At 66.2% G+C, this 18,392-nt stretch carries 20 protein-coding genes, 2 tRNA genes and 1 pseudogene; 10 read left to right on the plus strand and 13 right to left on the minus strand.

Going from position 1 to position 18,392, the window contains the following annotated elements:
- Positions 1-5: 5 nt before the first annotated feature.
- From pyrH to rpsB, 3 genes are all read right to left on the minus strand, one after another.
- Complete coding sequence (gene pyrH / locus VHP37_32730; protein ID HEX2831144.1) at positions 6-725, minus strand: UMP kinase; 720 nt, start codon at positions 723-725, stop codon at positions 6-8.
- A gap of 56 nt (positions 726-781) precedes the next feature.
- Positions 782-1,669: a translation elongation factor Ts gene (tsf, locus tag VHP37_32735; GenBank protein HEX2831145.1), complete on the minus strand. Its 888-nt coding sequence runs from the start codon at positions 1,667-1,669 to the stop codon at positions 782-784.
- Between the two features lie 216 nt (positions 1,670-1,885).
- On the minus strand, positions 1,886-2,641 hold the full coding sequence (rpsB, locus tag VHP37_32740) for a 30S ribosomal protein S2 (GenBank protein HEX2831146.1): 756 nt from the start codon (positions 2,639-2,641) through the stop codon (positions 1,886-1,888).
- Positions 2,642-2,965: 324 nt separating this feature from the next.
- Between rpsB and map the strand changes: the two genes are divergently transcribed.
- From map to VHP37_32770, 6 genes are all read left to right on the plus strand, one after another.
- Positions 2,966-3,766, plus strand: a complete 801-nt coding sequence (map, locus tag VHP37_32745; protein HEX2831147.1) for a type I methionyl aminopeptidase — start codon at positions 2,966-2,968, stop codon at positions 3,764-3,766.
- A gap of 5 nt (positions 3,767-3,771) precedes the next feature.
- The gene (locus VHP37_32750) at positions 3,772-6,357 is read left to right on the plus strand and encodes a [protein-PII] uridylyltransferase (protein ID HEX2831148.1); all 2,586 of its coding nucleotides are present in this window, start codon (positions 3,772-3,774) and stop codon (positions 6,355-6,357) included.
- Positions 6,354-7,289, plus strand: coding sequence for a folate-binding protein (locus VHP37_32755; protein HEX2831149.1), 936 nt, complete (start codon positions 6,354-6,356; stop codon positions 7,287-7,289). The genes VHP37_32750 and VHP37_32755 overlap by 4 nt, the downstream gene beginning before the upstream one ends.
- Positions 7,290-7,366: 77 nt before the next feature.
- Positions 7,367-7,675: a hypothetical protein gene (locus tag VHP37_32760; protein HEX2831150.1), complete on the plus strand. Its 309-nt coding sequence runs from the start codon at positions 7,367-7,369 to the stop codon at positions 7,673-7,675.
- 54 nt (positions 7,676-7,729) lie between these two features.
- The gene (locus VHP37_32765) at positions 7,730-8,011 is read left to right on the plus strand and encodes a DUF4936 family protein (protein ID HEX2831151.1); all 282 of its coding nucleotides are present in this window, start codon (positions 7,730-7,732) and stop codon (positions 8,009-8,011) included.
- Positions 8,012-8,014: 3 nt separating this feature from the next.
- Positions 8,015-8,815 carry an NRDE family protein gene (locus VHP37_32770; GenBank protein HEX2831152.1) on the plus strand — a complete coding sequence of 267 codons (801 nt, stop codon included), beginning with the start codon at positions 8,015-8,017 and terminating at the stop codon, positions 8,813-8,815.
- Here VHP37_32770 and VHP37_32775 read toward each other — a convergent pair.
- Positions 8,769-9,242, minus strand: a complete 474-nt coding sequence (locus VHP37_32775) for a GNAT family N-acetyltransferase (protein HEX2831153.1) — start codon at positions 9,240-9,242, stop codon at positions 8,769-8,771. The two genes, VHP37_32770 and VHP37_32775, sit on opposite strands and share 47 nt — an antisense overlap.
- Positions 9,243-9,285: 43 nt before the next feature.
- Between VHP37_32775 and mtnA the strand changes: the two genes are divergently transcribed.
- The gene (gene mtnA / locus VHP37_32780) at positions 9,286-10,329 is read left to right on the plus strand and encodes an S-methyl-5-thioribose-1-phosphate isomerase (GenBank protein ID HEX2831154.1); all 1,044 of its coding nucleotides are present in this window, start codon (positions 9,286-9,288) and stop codon (positions 10,327-10,329) included.
- 83 nt (positions 10,330-10,412) lie between these two features.
- Here mtnA and fabG read toward each other — a convergent pair whose 3' ends face one another.
- The 4 genes from fabG to guaB form a co-directional block, all read right to left on the minus strand.
- Positions 10,413-11,153, minus strand: a complete 741-nt coding sequence (fabG, locus tag VHP37_32785) for a 3-oxoacyl-ACP reductase FabG (protein HEX2831155.1) — start codon at positions 11,151-11,153, stop codon at positions 10,413-10,415.
- Positions 11,154-11,319: 166 nt separating this feature from the next.
- The gene (gene tadA, locus VHP37_32790) at positions 11,320-11,760 is read right to left on the minus strand and encodes a tRNA adenosine(34) deaminase TadA (protein HEX2831156.1); all 441 of its coding nucleotides are present in this window, start codon (positions 11,758-11,760) and stop codon (positions 11,320-11,322) included.
- A 17-nt stretch (positions 11,761-11,777) separates the two neighbouring features.
- Positions 11,778-13,340 carry a glutamine-hydrolyzing GMP synthase gene (gene guaA, locus VHP37_32795; GenBank protein HEX2831157.1) on the minus strand — a complete coding sequence of 521 codons (1,563 nt, stop codon included), beginning with the start codon at positions 13,338-13,340 and terminating at the stop codon, positions 11,778-11,780.
- Positions 13,341-13,429: 89 nt separating this feature from the next.
- Positions 13,430-14,896 carry an IMP dehydrogenase gene (guaB, locus tag VHP37_32800; GenBank protein ID HEX2831158.1) on the minus strand — a complete coding sequence of 489 codons (1,467 nt, stop codon included), beginning with the start codon at positions 14,894-14,896 and terminating at the stop codon, positions 13,430-13,432.
- A 118-nt stretch (positions 14,897-15,014) separates the two neighbouring features.
- Here guaB and VHP37_32805 point away from each other — a divergent pair, with 118 nt between their 5' ends.
- The gene (locus VHP37_32805) at positions 15,015-15,461 is read left to right on the plus strand and encodes a DUF4124 domain-containing protein (GenBank protein HEX2831159.1); all 447 of its coding nucleotides are present in this window, start codon (positions 15,015-15,017) and stop codon (positions 15,459-15,461) included.
- 4 nt (positions 15,462-15,465) lie between these two features.
- Here the strand turns inward: VHP37_32805 and VHP37_32810 are convergent.
- Together VHP37_32810 and VHP37_32815 are read right to left on the minus strand one after the other, a co-directional pair.
- A pseudogene (locus tag VHP37_32810) lies at positions 15,466-15,742 on the minus strand (RnfH family protein).
- A gap of 4 nt (positions 15,743-15,746) precedes the next feature.
- A complete protein-coding gene (locus VHP37_32815; protein ID HEX2831160.1) occupies positions 15,747-16,178 on the minus strand; it encodes a type II toxin-antitoxin system RatA family toxin in 432 nt (143 codons plus the stop codon).
- 64 nt (positions 16,179-16,242) lie between these two features.
- On the opposite strand from VHP37_32815, the gene smpB reads away from it, so the two are divergent.
- Together smpB and VHP37_32825 are read left to right on the plus strand one after the other, a co-directional pair.
- The gene (gene smpB / locus VHP37_32820) at positions 16,243-16,686 is read left to right on the plus strand and encodes an SsrA-binding protein SmpB (protein ID HEX2831161.1); all 444 of its coding nucleotides are present in this window, start codon (positions 16,243-16,245) and stop codon (positions 16,684-16,686) included.
- A gap of 42 nt (positions 16,687-16,728) precedes the next feature.
- Positions 16,729-17,445 carry a ribonuclease HII gene (locus VHP37_32825; GenBank protein ID HEX2831162.1) on the plus strand — a complete coding sequence of 239 codons (717 nt, stop codon included), beginning with the start codon at positions 16,729-16,731 and terminating at the stop codon, positions 17,443-17,445.
- A 37-nt stretch (positions 17,446-17,482) separates the two neighbouring features.
- Here the strand turns inward: VHP37_32825 and VHP37_32830 are convergent, their stop codons facing one another.
- From VHP37_32830 to VHP37_32840, 3 genes are all read right to left on the minus strand, one after another.
- Positions 17,483-17,971: an adenine phosphoribosyltransferase gene (locus VHP37_32830; protein ID HEX2831163.1), complete on the minus strand. Its 489-nt coding sequence runs from the start codon at positions 17,969-17,971 to the stop codon at positions 17,483-17,485.
- Positions 17,972-18,137: 166 nt separating this feature from the next.
- Positions 18,138-18,213: transfer RNA gene (locus VHP37_32835), tRNA-His, on the minus strand.
- 79 nt (positions 18,214-18,292) lie between these two features.
- Positions 18,293-18,369, minus strand: a tRNA-Arg gene (locus tag VHP37_32840).
- Between the last annotated feature and the right edge of the window lie 23 nt (positions 18,370-18,392).

An 18,392-nucleotide genomic window follows, 5' to 3' on the forward strand; every position in this document is an offset into this window, starting at 1 on the left:
GCGCTCTAGACGTGCACCATCGTGCCTTCGTCCTGCCCGAGGACGACGCGCCTGAGCGCATGAGGTTTGAATATGCTGAACACGTTGATCGGCAGCTTCTGATCGCGGCACAGTGTCAGCGCCGTCGCGTCCATCACCTTCAGGTTCTTGATGATCGCTTCGTCGAAGGTGAGCTCCTTGTAGCGCATCGCCTCCGGATGGGTCGCGGGATCGTCGGTGTACACGCCGTCCACCTTGGTCGCCTTGAGCACGAGCTCCACGTTCATCTCCATCCCGCGCAGCGCCGCCGCGGTGTCGGTGGTGAAGAACGGATTGCCGGTTCCCGCGGCGAAGATGACGATCTTGCCTTCCTCCAGGTAGCGCATCGCCTTGCCGCGGATGTAGGGCTCGACGACCTGCTCGATGTTGAGCGCGGACTGCACGCGGCTCACCAGCTCCACGCGGCGCATGGCGTCCTGCAGCGCAAGCGCGTTCATCACCGTCGCCAGCATGCCCATGTAGTCGGCCGTCGCGCGATCCATGTGCGAGGCTCCGGGTGCCAGGCCGCGGAAGATGTTGCCGCCGCCGATGACGACGGCGATCTCCACGCCCAGCTTCGCCACTTCGGCGATCTCGCCGACGATCCGCTCGATCGTCGGACGGTTGATGCCGTAATTGTCCTCCCCCATCAGTGCTTCGCCGCTCAACTTCAGAAGGATGCGCTTGTAAGCCGATGATTCGGGCATGTTCTGGTCTGGCCTTGCCTTTTGGGGTTGAGCGTCGAGGTCCTGGAGGTCGGTCGCTACGCCTTCGAAGCCTGGACCTGCGCCGCGACCTCTGCGGCGAAATCGTCCTTCTTCTTCTCGATCCCTTCACCGACGACGTACAGCGCGAAAGCCGCGACGCTCGCGTTCTTCGACTTGAGCAGCTGATCGATCGTCTGCTTGTCGTTCTTCACGAACGGCTGGCCGAGCAGCGTCACTTCCTTCAGGAACTTGGCGACCGAGCCTTCCACCATCTTCTCGACGATGTTCGCCGGCTTGCCCGACTCCGCGGCTTTCGCCGCGGCGATGTTGCGCTCCTTCTGGATCTCTTCGGCCGACACGTCCTTGTCCGAGAGACCTTTCGGCTTGGTCGCCGCGATGTGCATCGCGATGTCCTTGGCGAGCGTCTCGTCGCCGCCGACCACGTCGACCAGCACGCCGATCTTCGCGCCGCCGTGGATGTAGCTCACGAGCTTGCCTTGCGCGTCGAAGCGGCGGAAGCGGCGCACCGACATGTTCTCGCCGATCTTGCCCACGAGGTGCTTGCGGCGCTCTTCCACGCTGCCGCCGTCGAGCGACTGGGACGACAGCGCTTCGACGTCCGCCGGATTCTTGTCCGCGACGAGCCTGGCGAGCGCATCCGCGAACGCGCGGAACTCCTCGTTCTTGGCGACGAAGTCGGTCTCCGAGTTCACTTCGACGATCGCGCCGCTCTTGCCGTCCGACGCGACGTAGATCGCGACCACGCCTTCGGCCGCGACGCGGCCGGCCGCCTTGCTCGCCTTGTTGCCGAGCTTGATCCGCAGGATCTCTTCGGCCTTGCCGAGGTCGCCGCCCGCTTCGGTCAGCGCCTTCTTGCACTCCATCATGGGGGCATCGGTCTTTTCGCGCAGCTCGCGCACCATGCCTGCGGTGATTTCCGCCATTTCGGTACTCTCCATCTTAAAAAAAAGGGGCTCGCGCCCCTTTAGCGCACCGCCCGTCCCCGCGCTCTTTTGCGGGATCGGCCGGTCGCCCGGCGTTCAGCCGGTCCTTGTTTCTCAGCCTGAGCGAGCTTCCGCCTCTTGCCGAAGCCTCTAACGCCCTTCGTTCGCCCTTAGGCGCAGCTTCCAGCGGCCCTCGTTCGCCCTTAGCCGCAGCCTCTAGCGGCCCTCGTTTTCTTCGCTCTCCTCGAGCTCGACGAACTCGTCGCCGCCGCCCTGGGTGATCTCCTTCAGGCTGTCGTTACGCCCTTCGAGGTATGCATCCGCAATGCCGCGTGCGTACAGCCGGATAGCACGGCTCGAATCGTCGTTGCCGGGAATCACGTAGTCGACGCCGTCCGGGGTGTGGTTGGTGTCGACCACGCCGATCACCGGGATGCCGAGCTTGTTCGCTTCGGCGATCGCGTTCTTCTGGTAGCCCACGTCGATGACGAACATCGCGTCGGGCAGGCCGTTCATGTCCTTGATGCCGCCGAGGCTGCGCTCGAGCTTTTCCATCTCGCGCGTGTAGAGCAGGCCTTCCTTCTTCGAGATGCGCTCGAACGTGCCGTCCTGCTTCATCTGCTCCATGTCCTTCAGGCGCTTGATGGAGCCTTTCACCGTCTTGTAGTTGGTGAGCATGCCGCCCAGCCAGCGATAATCGACGTACGGCGCGCCGCTGCGCTGCGCTTCCTCGCGAATGATCTCGCGCGCCTGGCGCTTGGTGCCTACGAACAGGACCGTGCCCTTGTTCGATGAGAGCTGGCGCACGAACTTGAGCGCGTCCTGGTACATGGCCAGGGTCTTCTCGAGGTTGACGATGTGGATCTTGTTGCGATGGCCGAAGATGTACGGGGCCATCTTGGGATTCCAGAAGCGGGTCTGGTGACCGAAATGGACACCTGCTTCCAGCATTTCACGCATGGTGACTGACAATGTAAGACTCCTTACGAGGGTTAGGCCTCCATCCGCCCTCAACACCTTTTTCCCCGGCCGCGGCCGAGCTCGAAAGGCACCCTTGAATTACGGCGGATGTGCGTAGTGTGGTTACGATCGGGGCTCGCCCCGGCCGTAACCGGACTGCTCAATTGAAGTTACTGAGCTAACCGCCTATTTTAGCACTGGATTCGGACCTGCCTCAACCGCAGGTTAACCCGCGGTGGCGCCGGGCGCGGGCCCGAGTTCTGCAATACAATTCCGGCTTTCCTGAAAAACCAAGCACTTGGAATCCAGTATCCCGGACCCATGTCCGGGTCAGCCATGTCCGTAACGCTCAAAACCCCTGAAGAAGTCGAAAAGATGCGCGTCGCCGGCCGCCTCGCGGCCGAAGTGCTCGATTACATCGGCCCGCTGATCAAGCCGGGCATGACCACGGCGGAAGTCGACCGCCTGTGTCACGAATACATGGTCGAGCAACAGGGCGCCACCCCCGCCCCGCTCAACTACGCCCCGCCCGGCTATCAGCCGTTCCCGAAATCGGTCTGCACCTCGGTCAACCACGTGGTGTGCCACGGCATTCCGGGCGAGAAGAAGCTCAGGCCCGGCGACATCGTCAACGTCGACGTCACCGTCATCAAGGACGGCTTCCATGGCGACACGAGCCGCATGTTCTACGTCGGCCAGCCGTCGATCCAGGCCCGGCGGCTGTGCGAGGTCACCTACGAATGCATGTGGCGCGGCATCGAGGCGGTGAAGCCCGGCTCCACGCTCGGCGACATCGGCCACGCGGTGCAGACCCACGCCCTCGGCAACGGCTTCTCGGTCGTGCGCGAGTTCTGCGGCCACGGCATCGGGCGCAAATTCCACGAGGAGCCCCAGGTGCTGCACTACGGCCGGCCGGGCGCCGGCATGAAGCTGGTGCCGGGCATGATCTTCACCGTCGAGCCGATGATCAACGCCGGCAAGGCCGATATCCGGCAGCTCGCGGACGGCTGGACCGTCGTCACCAAGGACCACAGCCTGTCGGCGCAGTGGGAGCACACCGTCCTCGTGACCGATTCGGGGTTCGAGGTCCTCACCGTATCGGCCGGGACCCCGCCCCGGCCCCAGCTCGTCGGCTGACCCCCATGAACGCTCCCGCGTCGGCCGCAGCGGGCGCGTCGTCGACGCCGGCGGCGCAGTGGAAGCACGCGCTCGCGCAGGCGCGCGGGCAGCTCAAGGCCGATTTTCTCGAGCAGCCTTCGCCGGGCGACATGCTGCGGCGGCTGCGCAGCATCATCGACCGCCAGCTTCGGACGATCTGGGCGAGCCTGCGCTTGCCGCCGGACGTGGCCTTGCTGGCGGTGGGCGGATACGGCCGCGGCGAGCTCTTCCCGCATTCCGACGTCGACATCCTCATCCTGCTCCCGCGGCCCGCCGACGGCGCGCTGGAGCGCCGGCTCGAGCAGCTGATCGGCGCGCTGTGGGACATCGGCGTCGAAGTCGGCCACAGCGTGCGCACCGTCGAAGAGTGCCTGCACATGGCGGCGCAGGACGTGACGGTGCAGACGACCTTCCTCGAATCGCGCCTGCTCGCGGGCAACCGCGAGCTCTTCAAGCGCTTCGTCGACGAGACCGCGCAGGCGCTCGATCCGCGCGCCTTCCTCGAAGCGAAACAGCTCGAGCAGCGGCAGCGCCACGCGCGCTCGCAGGAAAGCAACCTCGAGCCCAATATCAAGGAAAGCCCCGGCGGCCTGCGGGACCTGCAGACGATCCTGTGGATCGCGCGCGCGGCAGGCATCGGCAAGACTTTTCGCGAGCTCGCGCAGCGCGGCCTCATCACCGCGGCCGAAGCGCGCGAGATCGACCGTCACGAGCGTTTCCTGAAGGCGCTGCGCATACGGCTGCATTACATGGCGGGCCGCCGTGAAGATCGCCTGCTCTTCGATCACCAGTCGGCGCTCGCGCGGCAGTTCGGGATCGCCGACGCGCCTCACCGCCTCGCGAGCGAGCAGCTCATGCAGCGCTACTACCGCGCCGCCAAAGCGGTGCAGCAGCTCAACACGATCGTGCTGCAGAACCTGACGACGCTGATCGCGCCGCAGGCGGACCGCGAATACCACCCGATCAACGAGCGCTTCGGCGTGCGGGGCGAGCTGCTGGAGACGCGCACCGAGGATCTCTACGAGCGCGAGCCGTCCGCGCTGCTCGAGACCTTCGTGCTCATGCAGCAGCACCCCGAGATCAAGGGCATCAGCGCCTCGACCCTGCGTGCGCTGTGGCGCGGGCGCAGCCTGATCGACGAGGCGTACCGCAAGAACTACCGCAACCGCGAGATGTTCATGCGCATCCTGTCGAGCCCGTCGCGCGTGACGCGCGAGCTGCGGCGCATGAACCAGTACGGCGTGCTCGGCCGCTATGTCCGCGCGTTCGGCCGCGTCGTCGGCCAGATGCAGCACGACCTCTACCACGTCTATACGGTCGACGAGCACATCCTCAAGGTCGTGCGCAACCTGCGGCGCTTCGCGGTGCCCGAGCTCGCGCACGAGTTTCCGCTGTGCTCGCGGCTCATGAGCGATTTCGCGCGGCCCGAGATCCTGTACGTCGCCGGGCTCTTCCACGACATCGCGAAAGGCCGCGGCGGCGATCACTCCACGCTCGGCGCGGTCGACGCGGCGCGCTTCGCGAAAGCACACCGCCTGGGCAGCGAAGACGCCGAGCTCGTGTCGTGGCTCGTCGCCAATCACCTGGTCATGTCGGCGACCGCGCAGAAGCAGGACATCAGCGATCCCGACGTGGTGAAGGCGTTCGCCGAGCGCGTAGGTGACGAGCGCCACCTGATCGCGCTGTATTTGCTCACGGTCGCCGACATCCGCGGCACCAGCCCTAAAGTCTGGAACGCGTGGAAAGCGAAGCTCCTCGAAGATCTCTTCCACCTGACGCGGCGGCTGCTCACCGGCCACAGCGTAAGCCTCGAGACCAGCGTGCAGGCACGACAGGAAGAAGCGCTGGCGAAGCTGCGGCTCTATGCGGTGCCCGACACCGCGCACCAGAAGCTGTGGGCGCAGCTCGACACCGCGTACTTCCTGCGGCACGACCCGCAGGAGATCGCGTGGCACGCGCGCACGCTGTATTACCGCGTCGATACGCCGAAGCCGGTGGTGAAAGCGCGCATCTCGCCGGCGGGCGAAGGCCTGCAGGTGTTGATCTACATCCCGGACCAGAAAGAGCTCTTCGCGCGCATCTGCAGCTTCTTCGAGAGCATCAGCTACGACATCCACGAAGCGAAGATCTACACCACGCGCCACGGCTACGCGCTCGACACGTTCCAGATCCAGGACCCGACCAACACGCGCCCGCGCTACCGTGACATCATGAGCTACATCGAATACGAGCTCGGCGAGCGCCTGGCGCATCGCACGCCGCTCCCGACGCTGCCCCACCCGCGCCTGTCGCGGCAGCTCCGTCACTTCCCGATCTCGCCCGAAGTGAACATCCAGCCCGACGATCGCGGCACTTACCAGGTGCTCTCGGTGATCGCGGGAGACCGCCCGGGGTTGCTGTCACGCATCGCGCGGGTGTTGACGAACCACGACGTGAATCTGCACACCGCGAAGATCAACACGCTCGGGGCGCGCGCCGAAGACGTCTTCCTCATCACCGGCACCGCCCTCCACGACGCGAAGAAAGTCGTTCGCCTCGAATCCGAGCTCGTCGAGCAGCTCCGCACATGACGCAACGCCCCCTCTACCATGAGCTCTCCGACCGGGCTCTGATCTCGTTCGCCGGCGACGACGCGGTCGCCTTCCTGCACGCCCAGCTCACGAGCGACCTCGCCGCGCTGAAGCCCGGCGAGACGCAATACTCCGGATACTGCTCGCCCAAGGGCCGGCTGCTCGCGACGTTCCTGGTGTGGCGGCTCGAGGACGAGGTGCTGCTCGAGCTTCCGGCCGCCTTGCGCGAGCCGATACAGACGCGGCTCGCGCGCTACGTGCTTCGCGCCAAGGTCAAAGTGACCGACGCGGGCGAGCGCTATCGCCTTTTCGGAGTCTCCGGACCGAACGCCAATGCTGCGCTCATCGCGGCGTTCGGCGCCGCGCCGGGCATCGCGCACCGGTCGATCGAGACCGGCGGCGTGCGCATCGCGGCGCTGCCGATCGAGCGCTACGTCCTCCTCGTGTCCGAGGACGCCGCCGACGCGGTGCGCGAGCGGCTCGCCTCGGCGTTCCCGCAAGCCGGCGCCGCATGGCCCGCGCTCGACGTCGAAGCCGGCGTGCCCGTCGTCACCGCGCCGGCGCAGGAGGAGTACGTCCCGCAGATGGTCAATCTCGACCTCGTCGGCGGGGTGAGCTTCAACAAGGGCTGCTACCCCGGCCAGGAGATCGTGGCGCGCATGCACTATCTCGGGCGGCTCAAGCAGCGGATGTATCGGGTGCGGGTTCCGGGCCTGACGCGCGTCGCGCCCGGACAAACGCTGTTCAGCGCCGAATTCGGCGCGGAGCAGTCGTGCGGCGCGATCCTCTACGCCGGCGCCTGCGGCGACGGCGGCTGCGAGGCGCTCGCGGTCATCCAGAAGGCGAGCGCCGAAGCGGGCGACGTCCGCTTCGGTGCGCTCGCCGGTCCTCGCGTCGAAATCCTGCCCCTGCCCTACACGCTGCCCGAATAGCGCCCGGCGGGCGGCATGCCCATTGCTCTTCTTTGTAGGAAGCACACCACCGGGTGTGCGCCAGCATCGGGTGCATCATGGATCTCATCGGAGCTTTCTTCGGCACGATCGCCAAATGGTTCGGCTTCGTCGGCGCGTGCGTGGCCGGGCCGAGCGCCGCTTGCGTGCCGTTCGTCGCGTTCTTCGCGCTGGCGGTCGCCGCGTGCGCCGCGCTGTGGCTGATCGCGCGGGCATACCGCAATCTTCAGGACAGGGACGCAGCGTCCGCGGAGGAGCGCCGCGAACGCACGCAGCGGTTACGCAACGAGCAGCGCGTGCGCGCCGCAGTCGCGGAGCACGTCGCCCCGCGCCAGGTCGCGCATCGCGGCTGGCGCATGCCCGCGTAACGCGTCCACGCTCGCGCCGAGTTCGGCTTACAATGCGGGGCCCGCGAGGACCCCATGGCCTATTCGTACTACATCTACTACCGAGTAGCACCGCAGCACGCGAAAGAATGCGAAGCGCGCGTGCTCGACCTTTTCTCGGCTCTGAAGCAGGCCACCGCCGTCGGCGGCCGCCTGCTCAAGAAACGCAGCGAGCCGATGCTCTGGATGGAGGTGTACGACAACGTCCGCGACGACGCCAAGTTCGAGCTCGAGCTCAAGCAGGCCGAGGCCCAGCTCGAGCTGGCGCAGCTCCTCCAGGAAGGCTCGACCCGCCGCGCCGAATGCTTCGAGGCGTGAGCGATGTGCGTCATCCTGTTCTCGGCGGGCGCTCACGCGCGCTATCCGCTGATCGTCGCAGCTAACCGCGACGAGGCATACGACCGTCCCGCGGCGCCCGCGGGCTTCTGGAACGACCATCCCCACGTCTGCGCGGGCCGCGATCTCACCGCCGGCGGCACGTGGCTCGGCCTGAGCACGACCGGCCGCTTCGCGGCGATCACCAATTACCGCCAGGGCATACGCGCCGGCGCCGCGCCGCGCTCGCGCGGTGCGCTCACGAGCGACTTCCTGACCGGCCGCGACGAGCCTTCCGCATACATGGAGGAAGCGGCGCGGCACGGCGACGACTACGGCGGCTACAGCCTGATCGCAGGCACGCCGGAGCGGCTGTACTTCTGTTCGAACCGCGGTGTAGCGCCGCACGCGGTCGCGCCCGGCGTGCACGGTCTTTCCAATCGGCTGCTGGACGAGCCGTGGCCCAAGGTGCAGCGCGGCATGGCCGTGCTGGAATCGCTGGCCGATGCGAGCGAAGCGGCGCTGCTGGAAGGACTGTTCGAGGTGCTCGCGGATACCGCCGCCGCGCCCGACCATCTGCTGCCTTCGACGGGCATCACGCTGGAGCGCGAGCGCGACCTCTCGGCGCTCTTCATACCGGGAGGGAGCTACGGCACGCGCGCGTCGACGGTGGTGCTGGTGCGCGAGGACGGAGGGGTGGTCTTCGTCGAGAAGAGCTTCGGGCCGCGCGGCAAGCCGCTCGGCATCGCGGAGCGGCGCTTTAGGCTCGAGCCCTCGGCGATAGCGGCTTTGCAGGCGACGCCTTGAGATCGAGCGTCATGACCCGGTGCGGCATGCCGGCCTCGTCGAACTCCTCGCCGACCGCGACGAAACCGAAGCGCGCATAGAACGCCAGCGCGTGCGTCTGTGCGTGCAGCCGCACTTCGCTGCACCCTTCCCTGCGCGCGAAATCGATCAGACGCTCGAGTATCGCGCTGCCCACCCCGCGCCCGCGCCACGACTTCAGCACGGCCATGCGTCCGATGTGGCAGTCGAGCTTGAGCCTGCCGGTGCCGATCGGCTTGCCGTCCACGGCGGTCGCGAGCACGTGATACGCGTGCTCGTCGGCATCGTCCCACTCGAGCTCTTCGGGGACCTGCTGCTCTTTGACGAAGACGGTGATGCGCACCGAACGCAGCGCTTCGCGGCTCGCATTCCAGTTGACGGGCCGCACCGTAAAGGGGGGAGTGCTCATGCGCGGCCATTATAATGATGGCCTTTCTTCGTTCAGTGACGCAATGCCATCCTCGTTCGAAACCCTGCGCTGGCGCGATGGCGCGGTCGAGATGCTCGACCAGCGTGTCCTGCCTTTCGAGCAGGTCTATCTCAGGTTCGAAAGCGCCGCCGCCGTCGCGCAGGCGATCCGCGACATGGTGGTGCGCGGCGCGCCGGCGATCGGTTGCGCCGCCGCATTCGGTATTGCGGTAGAAGGACTGCGCGTCAGGGATCGCGCGCGCGGCGAGTTCGACGCTTCGATGGCGCACGCGTTCGACGTGCTCGCGGCGAGCCGGCCGACCGCAGTGAACCTCTTCTGGGCGCTCGAGCGCATGAAGAAGCGGCTCGCGCATACGCACGACGCGAACGCAATGGCTGCCGCCGACGCGCTCGTCGACGAAGCGCAAGCGCTGTGCCGCGAAGACCTCGCGCTGAACCGCGCGATGGGCGTTCACGGCGCGACGCTGCTCGACAGCGGGTCACGCGTGCTCACGCATTGCAACGCCGGCGCGCTCGCGACCGCCGGACACGGCACCGCGCTCGGCGTCATCCGCTCGGCGGTCGAAGCGGGCAAGGCGATCGAGGTGTATGCCGACGAGACGCGGCCTTTCCTGCAAGGCGCGCGGCTCACCGCATGGGAGCTCGCGCAGGACCGCATACCGGTGACGCTCATCGCGGACAACGCGGCGGGCTTTCTCATGAGCCGCGGCAAGGTCGATGCGGTGATCGTCGGCGCCGATCGCGTCGCGGCCAACGGCGACGTCGCCAACAAGATCGGCACCTATCAGGTCGCGGTGCTCGCCCGGCGCCACGCGATCCCGTTCTATGTCGCGTGCCCGCTGTCGACGATCGATACGGCGATCGCGAGCGGCGCGGACATTCCCATCGAGGAACGCGGCGCCGAGGAAGTGCTCGGTTACCGGGAAACGCGCTGGGCGCCGGCCGGTATCGGCGTCGAGAATCCGGTGTTCGACGTGACGCCGGCGGAGTTGGTCAGCGCGTTGATCACCGAGAAGGGTGTGGTGAAAGAACCCAACGCCGCAAAGATTGCGGCGTTGTTTAAATAAGACGTAGCGCCGGCAGGCGCATAAGCGCGCCGTTGCGCGGCGAGGCTCAGCTTTAGCTGAGCCGAAGCAGCGGTGTGGACCTTTCAGATCGTAAGGCCGCCGCTCACCTCGATCACTGCGCCGTTGATGTAGCTCGCTTCGTCCGACGCGAGAAACGCGAAGGTGTTCGCGATCTCTTCGGGCTTGCCCAAACGGCCCATCGGCACTTTCTCTTCGAGGGCGCTCAACACGCGCTCGGGCATGGCGCTGAGGATGCTCGTCGCGATGAATCCCGGACACACCGCGTTGGCGCGGATGCCCTTGCGGCCGAGCTCGCGCGCCCACGTCTTGACCATGCCGATCACGCCGAACTTCGCCGCCGCGTAGTTGGTCTGCCCGAAGTTTCCGTAGAGGCCGACGATCGACGAGGCGTTGAGGATGACGCCCGACTGCTGGTCGAGCATCGTCTTCACGACCGCCTTGGTGCAGTTGTAGACGCCCTTGAGATTGATCTCGATGACGCGGTCGAACTGGTCTTCCGACATGTTCTTGAGCTGCGCGTCCGCCACGATCCCGGCGTTGTTCACCAGGACGTCGACGCGTCCCCATTTGGCGATCGTCGCGTCGACCATCTGCTCGAGCGATTGCGGGTCGCGCACGTCGGCGACGAAACCGAACGCGTCGCCGCGCGACTCTTTGCACAACTGCACCGTCTCTTCGATCCACTCGGGCGACAAGTCGCACACCACGACTTTCGCGCCTTCACGGGCGAATTTGACGGCCGTCGCTTGCCCGATGCCCCTGCCGGCACCGGTGATAATTGCAACTTTGTCCTGTAGCCTCATTGTTCGCCCCTATGCCAAAAGATAATTGCGGTTGCCGCTGCGCCGCACAATCTAACTGATTATCTCGCGTTGCACAACGCGTGCCAGGGCACTTATGCCGCTAGGATTCGGGCTCCTGCTGTCGGGAAACCACAACCTCTAGGGGTTTTAGCGGAATGCCGCGGTACTAACGGGGTTGTCGCCGCCGTGCAAGAAAGAAGCGCTGCAGCAACGTCACCGCATCGGCGGCGAGCACCCCGGGGGTGACCGCGGCGTGGTGGTTGAGACGGGTCTCGGCAAAGAGATCGAGGACGCTGCCGCACGCGCCGGTCTTCGGATCCGCCGCGCCGTAGACCACCCGCGCGATCCTCGCGTGGAGCATCGCCCCCGCGCACATCGAGCACGGCTCCAGGGTCACGTAGAGCTCGCAGCCGCCGAGGCGATAGTTGCCGAGCCGCTGCGCCGCGTCGCGCATGGCGACGATCTCCGCATGCGCGGTGGGATCGTGCGCGGATATGGGATGGTTGTAGCCGCGGCCGACGATCTCGCCGTCCTTCACGACCACCGCGCCGACCGGCACCTCGCCGCACGCTTCGGCTTGCGCGGCAAGCTCGAGCGCGGCGCGCATGAACGGGGCGTCGTCGTCTATTCCCACTCGATGGTGGCGGGCGGCTTGCCTGAGATGTCGTACACGACGCGGTTGATCCCGCGCACTTCGTTGATGATGCGGTTGGAGACCTTGCCGAGCAGCGCGTGCGGGAGCTCGGCCCAGTGCGCGGTCATGAAGTCGGTGGTCTGCACCGCACGCAGCGCGACGACGTATTCGTAAGTGCGCCCGTCACCCATCACGCCCACCGACTTCACAGGAAGGAACACGGCGAAGGCCTGTGCGGTCTGCTCGTACCAACCCGCGGCCCGAAGCTCGTCGATGAAGATCGCGTCGGCCGAGCGCAGGAGATCCGCGTACTCGCGCTTCACTTCCCCGAGGATGCGCACCCCGAGGCCCGGACCCGGGAACGGATGGCGGAACACCATGTCGTGCGGCAGGCCGAGCGCCAGGCCCAGCTCGCGCACCTCGTCCTTGAAGAGCTCGCGCAACGGCTCGAGCAGCTTCAGGTGCAGCGTCTCTGGCAGTCCGCCGACGTTGTGATGCGACTTGATGTTCGTCGCCTTCTTGGTCTTGCCGCCCGCCGACTCGATCACGTCGGGATAGATCGTGCCCTGCGCGAGCCACTTCGCGTTCTCGATCCTGCCCGCTTCGCGCTGGAAGACTTCGACGAAGTGCTTGCCGATGATCTTGCGCTTGTGTTCCGGATCGGACACGCCTTTCAACGCGCCGTAGAACTCCTGCGACGCGTCGACGTGGATCACTTTCAGGTGCATGTGCTTGGCGAAAGTGTCCATGACCTGCTGCGCTTCGTTGAGCCGCAGCAGACCATGATCGACGAACACGCACGTCAACTGATCGCCGATCGCCTTGTGGATGAGCGCGGCCGCGACCGATGAATCGACGCCGCCCGAGAGCCCGAGGATCACTTCCTCTTTCCCGACCTGAGCGCGAATGCGCGCGACGGCTTCGGCGACGTAGTCGGGCATGTTCCAGTCGCCCTTGCAGCCGCAGATGTCGTAGACAAAACGCTGGAGCAGCGCCTTGCCCTGCAGCGTGTGCGTCACTTCGGGGTGGAACTGAACGCCGTAGAAGCGCCGTGCCTCGTCGGCCATGGCCGCGATCTCGCACGAGTCGCTCGACCCCATGAGCTTGAAGCCCGGCGGCATCTCGACGACCTTGTCGCCGTGGCTCATCCAGACTTTGAGCATGCCGTGTCCTTCCGGCGTGCGCAGGTCTTCGATGCCGTCGAGCAGTTTGGTGTGTCCGCGCGCGCGGATTTCGGCGTAGCCGTACTCGCGCACCTTGCCCGGCTCGACCTTGCCGCCGAGCTGATACGCCATGGTCTGCATGCCGTAGCAGATGCCGAGCACCGGCACGCCGAGCTCGAACACCGATTGCGGCGCGCGGTTGATCTCGTCCTCGTAGACCGAGGAAGGCCCCCCCGAAAGAACGATGCCGGCGGGCGCGAAGGACCTGACGAACTCGCTCGAGACGTCGCCGGGGTGGATCTCGCAGTAGACGCGAAGCTCGCGAACCCGGCGCGCGATGAGCTGCGTGTACTGCGCGCCGTAATCGAGGATGAGGATTTTCTGGTGCATTTTGCAGAGAGGAGAGAGACGAGAGGAGAGAGGAGAGAGGAGAAACTGCGCGGGTCACTCTCTCCTGTCTCCTCTCTCCTATCTCCTCTCTATTCAATCCTGTAGTTCGGCGCCTCCTTGGTGATCTGCACGTCGTGCACGTGCGATTCGCGAATGCCTGCGCTGGTGATCTCGACGAACTCGGCCTTGGTGCGCACTTCGTCGATGGTGCGGCAGCCCAGATAGCCCATGCTCGCGCGCACGCCGCCCATGAGCTGCTTGAGGAGCGGCACCAGCCCGCCTTTGTAAGGCACGCGGCCTTCGACGCCTTCGGGCACGAGCTTGTCGGTGTCGAGCTCGTCGGTCTCCTGGAAGTAGCGGTCGGCGGAGCCCTGCTGCATCGCCCCGAGCGAGCCCATGCCGCGATACGCCTTGTACGAGCGGCCCTGATACAGCTCGATCTCGCCGGGCGATTCCTCGGTGCCGCCGAAGAGGCTGCCGATCATGACCAGGTGCGCGCCGGCCGCAATCGCTTTGGAAATGTCGCCGGAGTAGCGGATGCCGCCGTCGGCGATGACCGGCACGTCGGCGCGCGCGAGCGCATCCGCGACGTTCGCGACCGCGCTGATCTGCGGCACGCCGACGCCCGCGACGATCCGCGTCGTGCAGATCGAGCCCGGCCCGATGCCGACCTTGACGCCGTCCGCGCCGTTGTCGACGAGCGCCTTGGCGGCGGCGGCGGTCGCGATGTTGCCGCCGATGACCTGGGTTTTCGGATGCGTGCGCTTGATCCAGCGCACGCGGTCGAGCACGCCCTGCGAGTGGCCGTGGGCGGTATCGACGACGATCACGTCGACGCCGGCTTCGAGCAGCGCCTCGACGCGCTCCTCGGTGCCTTCACCGACGCCGACGGCGGCGCCGACGCGCAGCCGGCCGAGGTCGTCCTTGGTGGAGAGCGGGTGCTCGGACGACTTCAGCACGTCCTTGACCGTGATCAGGCCCTTGAGCTCGAAGTCGCCGTTGACCACGAGCACGCGCTCGAGGCGGTGCTTGTGCATGAGCGCCAGCGCTTCATCGCGCGGCGCGCCCTCGCGCACCGTGACCAGCCGCTCGCGCGGGGTCATGATGTTGCGGATCGGCTGGTCGAGCTCGGTCTCGAACCGCAGGTCCCGGTTGGTGACGATCCCGACGACCTTGCCCGCGCTCGTGACCACGGGCAGCCCGGAGATCCGGTGCTGGCGGGTCAGGTGCAGCACGTCCCGCACCGTCATGCCCTCCGAAACCGTGATCGGTTCCTTCACGATGCCGCTCTCGAAGCGCTTGACCTTGGTGACCTCGGCCGCCTGGGCGCGCGGCGACATGTTCTTGTGGACGATGCCGATGCCGCCTTCCTGGGCGATGGCGATCGCGAGCCGCGATTCGGTGACCGTGTCCATGGCCGCCGAGGCGACCGGGATGTTCAGCGAGATGCCGCGGGTGATCCGGGTCTGGAGGTTGACTTCGCGCGGAAGGACGGCAGAGTGAGCGGGGACGAGCAGGACATCGTCGAAGGTCAGGGCTTTCTGCACCACACGCATGTTTCTATCCTTCGCAAAGGCGGCATTATACGCTCGGACCGGTAAACCGCCAATGAAATCAGACGTTAATGCACTGTCCCTGAGGGGCCGACTCATCATCGAGGAGACCGCAAGCACCATGAAAACGATCGTCGCAATCGCCCTGCTGGCGCTGTCGGCCGGCGCCTACGCCGGCCAGATCAACAAATGTGTAGACGCCGCCGGCAAGGTCGTCGGCTACGGCGATTGCCCGCCCGGTTCGCGCAGCGAGGCGAGCAACGTGAAGAGCGCCCCGCCCGCCGCCCCGGCGCCTGCGGCTAAGTCCGCCGCCGAAAAAGACGCCGAGTACCGCAAGCGCCAGCTCGAGAAAAAGGAAGCGGAGGAGAAATCGTCCAAGAAAGCCGAGGTCGCCGCGCAGAACGAGCGCGCGTGCGCCGACTCGCGGGCCTATCTCAAATCGCTGCAGGCGGGGAACCGCATCACCCGCAACGATCCCAAGACCGGCGAGCGCGTGTTCCTGCAGGACAACGAGTACGCCTCCGAGATCGCCCGCGTGCAGAAGAACATCGACGCGAACTGCCGCTAGCGTTTCGGCGGCGCTTGCGCTTCGGCGCGGCGGCGGCGCGCCTGCTTCGGATCGGCGATCAGCGGCCGGTAGATCTCCACGCGGTCGCCCGCGCCCAGCGGCGTATCGGCAGGGACGATGCGGCCGTAGATGCCGAGCTTCGCGTCTGCCGCGATCTCCGGAAAGCGCGCCGGCAGCCCCGAGCGCTCCACGGCGTCGGCAGCGCTCGCGCCGGGCGGCAGCGCGAGGCGCACGACGACCTGCTCGCCCGGCAGCGCATACACCACCTCGACCTCGAGCAGCGCGTCAGCCGCCATAGACCTTTTCGGCGCGCTGCACGAAAGCGTCGACCATCGTGTTCGCGATATAGCTGAACACCGGCCCCACCAGCTTCGCCAGCAGCCAGCTCGAGAATTCGTAATGCAGCCGGAACTGGATCCGGCACGCCTCGGGGGAAAGCTCGACGAAACGCCACTCGCCGTCGAGCACCTTGAACGGTCCTTCGACCAGCCGGATCGTCATCGACTGCGGGGGGTTCTTGGCGTTCTCGGTGGTGAAGCTGTGGGTGACGCCGTGATAGTTGATGTGGATCGTGGCACGCGTGCGCTGCTCGTCGCGGTGTAGCACGGTGGCGCCGTCGCACCAGGGAAGGAACTGAGGATACGTCTCGACCGCATCGACCAGCCCGAACATCTGCCGGGCCGAATGGCCGACGAGCACTGTTTTTTCTACGACCACTTCTTCTCCGTCGGGCCCGGGGCGTGCGAGTCACGCTAGAATGACGGCGCCACGGCAGCCTCCCATGAGTATCGTTCAAAACAAAAAAGCCTTCCACGACTATTTCATCGAGGAGCGCTTCGAAGCCGGCATCGTCCTCGAAGGCTGGGAAGCCAAGGCGATACGCGCCGGCCGCGTCCAGATCAAGGAAGCGTACGTCGTCATCAACAACGGCGAGATCTTCCTCATCGGCTCCCACATCACCCCGCTCGCCACCGCGTCGACGCACGTCCATCCCGACCCGACGCGCACCCGCAAGCTCCTGCTCAACGCGCGCGAGATCGACAAGCTCATCGGGGCGGTCGAGCGCGCCGGCTACACGCTGGTGCCGCTCGACATGCACTACGCCAAGGGCCGCATCAAGCTCGAAGTGGGGCTTGCGAAAGGCAAGAAGCAGCACGACAAGCGGGAAGCCGAGAAAGAGCGCGACTGGAAGCGCGAGCAGCAACGCCTCCTGCGCGCGCGCTGACGCCCTTTCGGGCTAAACTTTCAGCACGATCAGGGAACCACAGTGGCGAGCACCCAACCCGCGCGGCGCAGGAAAAGAAAGCGGCACCCGAATCTGCGCTTCGAGCAGGAAGCGGGGTGCGTCGTCTGCGGCGTCGACGAAGTGGGCTGTGCTCCGCTCGCAGGTCCGGTCGTTGCCGCCGCGGTGATCCTGCCCGAGTGGTCGTTGTCACGCAGGCTCGTGCGCATGATCAACGACAGCAAGATCGTGCCGCCGGACGTCCGCGAAAAAGTGGCCGCCGAGCTGCCCGAGTACTGCACGATCAGCTTCGGCGAAGCGAGTGTCGAGGAGATCGACACGCTCAACATCTACCACGCGCGCATGCTCGCCATGCACCGCGCGATCTCGGGACTTTCGGTCACGCCGGAGCTCGCGCTCATCGACGGCAACGCCAAGCCCAAAGACGTGACGTGCAGCGTACGCACGATCGTCGACGGCGACGCCAAGTGCCTGTCCATCGCTGCCGCGTCGATCGTCGCCAAGGTGAAGCGCGACACTTACATGCGCAAGCTGGCGCAGGAGTTCCCGGGCTACGGCTGGGAGACCAACGTCGGCTACGGCACGCGTGATCACCGTCAGGGCATGGCTAAGCTCGGCATCACGCCTCACCATCGCCGCAGCTTCGCGCCGGTGCGGCTGCACCTGGGGCTGCCGCTTTTTCCCGATCCCTCGATGCTGCCGGCGGTCGAGGACGAGATCTCCGAAGGTCAGTGGGACTAGCCGTCATTCCCGCGGGGGCGGGAATCCGTTTTGACCTTCAGTAAGTGATCAGGCTGTAAACCTCGCACGGCGCGAGCACGCGCCGCCCGTTGAGCGCCGCCAGCTCGATCACGAACGCGCACGCCTCCATCTTCGCGCCCATCTTCTGCAGCAGGTTGCAGCACGCGCGCGCGGTGCCGCCGGTGGCGAGCAGATCGTCGATCAACAGCACGCGCTGGCCCGAGCGCACGCCGTCGACGTGCATCTCGAGCGCGTCGGTCCCGTACTCGAGCTCGTATTGGTACGTATGCCTCTGGAACGGCAGCTTGCCCGGCTTTCTCACCGGGACGAATGCGGCCGCAAGCTCCAGCGCGAGCGGCGCGCCGAAGATGAATCCCCTCGCCTCGCGCGGCCACGACGGCGTCGATATGCCGCCCGCGGAAATGGTCCGCGAGCCGCCGCACCGTCTCGCGAAACGCCTCGGGTGACGCGACGAGCGGTGTGATGTCCCGGAAGAGAATGCCGGGCTTGGGAAAATCGGGGATATCGCGAATGAACGACTTCAGGTCCACTGCGCCTCCTTCGTTGTGCTTTTAAATAGCGGAGCGAGCGGGAGCGAGCCGAAGGGAAAGGAGGTCCAAGGAGGGAAACCGTAGGTTTCCCTCCTTGGCGTTACCCCATCTTTTAAGCGCGCCGAAGGCGCGCTTAAAAGATGGGGTGGCTGATGGGACTCGAACCCACGACAACCGGAATCACAATCCGGGACTCTACCAACTGAGCTACAGCCACCACTGAACCTGCGGAACTGCCTGACGCTCTCCTCGCAGCGGCTCGGGACGTGCGCGCTTCACACGCCCTTCACACGCTTTGGCGCGCCCGGCGGGACTCGAACCCACAACCCCCGGCTTAGAAGGCCGGTGCTCTATCCTGTTGAGCTACGGGCGCCTCTAGAACGGCGGCGAGGGCTC

It is taken from the genome of Burkholderiales bacterium (assembly GCA_036262035.1).
Classification (GTDB): domain Bacteria; phylum Pseudomonadota; class Gammaproteobacteria; order Burkholderiales; family SG8-41; genus JAQGMV01.

What these genes read in the sequence shown, in the direction of transcription:
- pyrH (HEX2831144.1), bottom strand. Translation starts at nt 725, where the DNA reads ATGCCCGAATCATCGGCTTACAAGCGCATCCTTCTGAAGTTGAGCGGC.
- tsf (HEX2831145.1), bottom strand. Translation starts at nt 1,669, where the DNA reads ATGGCGGAAATCACCGCAGGCATGGTGCGCGAGCTGCGCGAAAAGACC.
- map (HEX2831147.1), top strand. Translation starts at nt 2,966, where the DNA reads ATGTCCGTAACGCTCAAAACCCCTGAAGAAGTCGAAAAGATGCGCGTC.
- VHP37_32750 (HEX2831148.1), top strand. Translation starts at nt 3,772, where the DNA reads ATGAACGCTCCCGCGTCGGCCGCAGCGGGCGCGTCGTCGACGCCGGCG.
- VHP37_32755 (HEX2831149.1), top strand. Translation starts at nt 6,354, where the DNA reads ATGACGCAACGCCCCCTCTACCATGAGCTCTCCGACCGGGCTCTGATC.
- VHP37_32760 (HEX2831150.1), top strand. Translation starts at nt 7,367, where the DNA reads ATGGATCTCATCGGAGCTTTCTTCGGCACGATCGCCAAATGGTTCGGC.
- VHP37_32765 (HEX2831151.1), top strand. Translation starts at nt 7,730, where the DNA reads ATGGCCTATTCGTACTACATCTACTACCGAGTAGCACCGCAGCACGCG.
- VHP37_32770 (HEX2831152.1), top strand. Translation starts at nt 8,015, where the DNA reads ATGTGCGTCATCCTGTTCTCGGCGGGCGCTCACGCGCGCTATCCGCTG.
- VHP37_32775 (HEX2831153.1), bottom strand. Translation starts at nt 9,242, where the DNA reads ATGAGCACTCCCCCCTTTACGGTGCGGCCCGTCAACTGGAATGCGAGC.
- mtnA (HEX2831154.1), top strand. Translation starts at nt 9,286, where the DNA reads ATGCCATCCTCGTTCGAAACCCTGCGCTGGCGCGATGGCGCGGTCGAG.
- fabG (HEX2831155.1), bottom strand. Translation starts at nt 11,153, where the DNA reads ATGAGGCTACAGGACAAAGTTGCAATTATCACCGGTGCCGGCAGGGGC.
- tadA (HEX2831156.1), bottom strand. Translation starts at nt 11,760, where the DNA reads ATGCGCGCCGCGCTCGAGCTTGCCGCGCAAGCCGAAGCGTGCGGCGAG.
- guaA (HEX2831157.1), bottom strand. Translation starts at nt 13,340, where the DNA reads ATGCACCAGAAAATCCTCATCCTCGATTACGGCGCGCAGTACACGCAG.
- guaB (HEX2831158.1), bottom strand. Translation starts at nt 14,896, where the DNA reads ATGCGTGTGGTGCAGAAAGCCCTGACCTTCGACGATGTCCTGCTCGTC.
- VHP37_32805 (HEX2831159.1), top strand. Translation starts at nt 15,015, where the DNA reads ATGAAAACGATCGTCGCAATCGCCCTGCTGGCGCTGTCGGCCGGCGCC.
- smpB (HEX2831161.1), top strand. Translation starts at nt 16,243, where the DNA reads ATGAGTATCGTTCAAAACAAAAAAGCCTTCCACGACTATTTCATCGAG.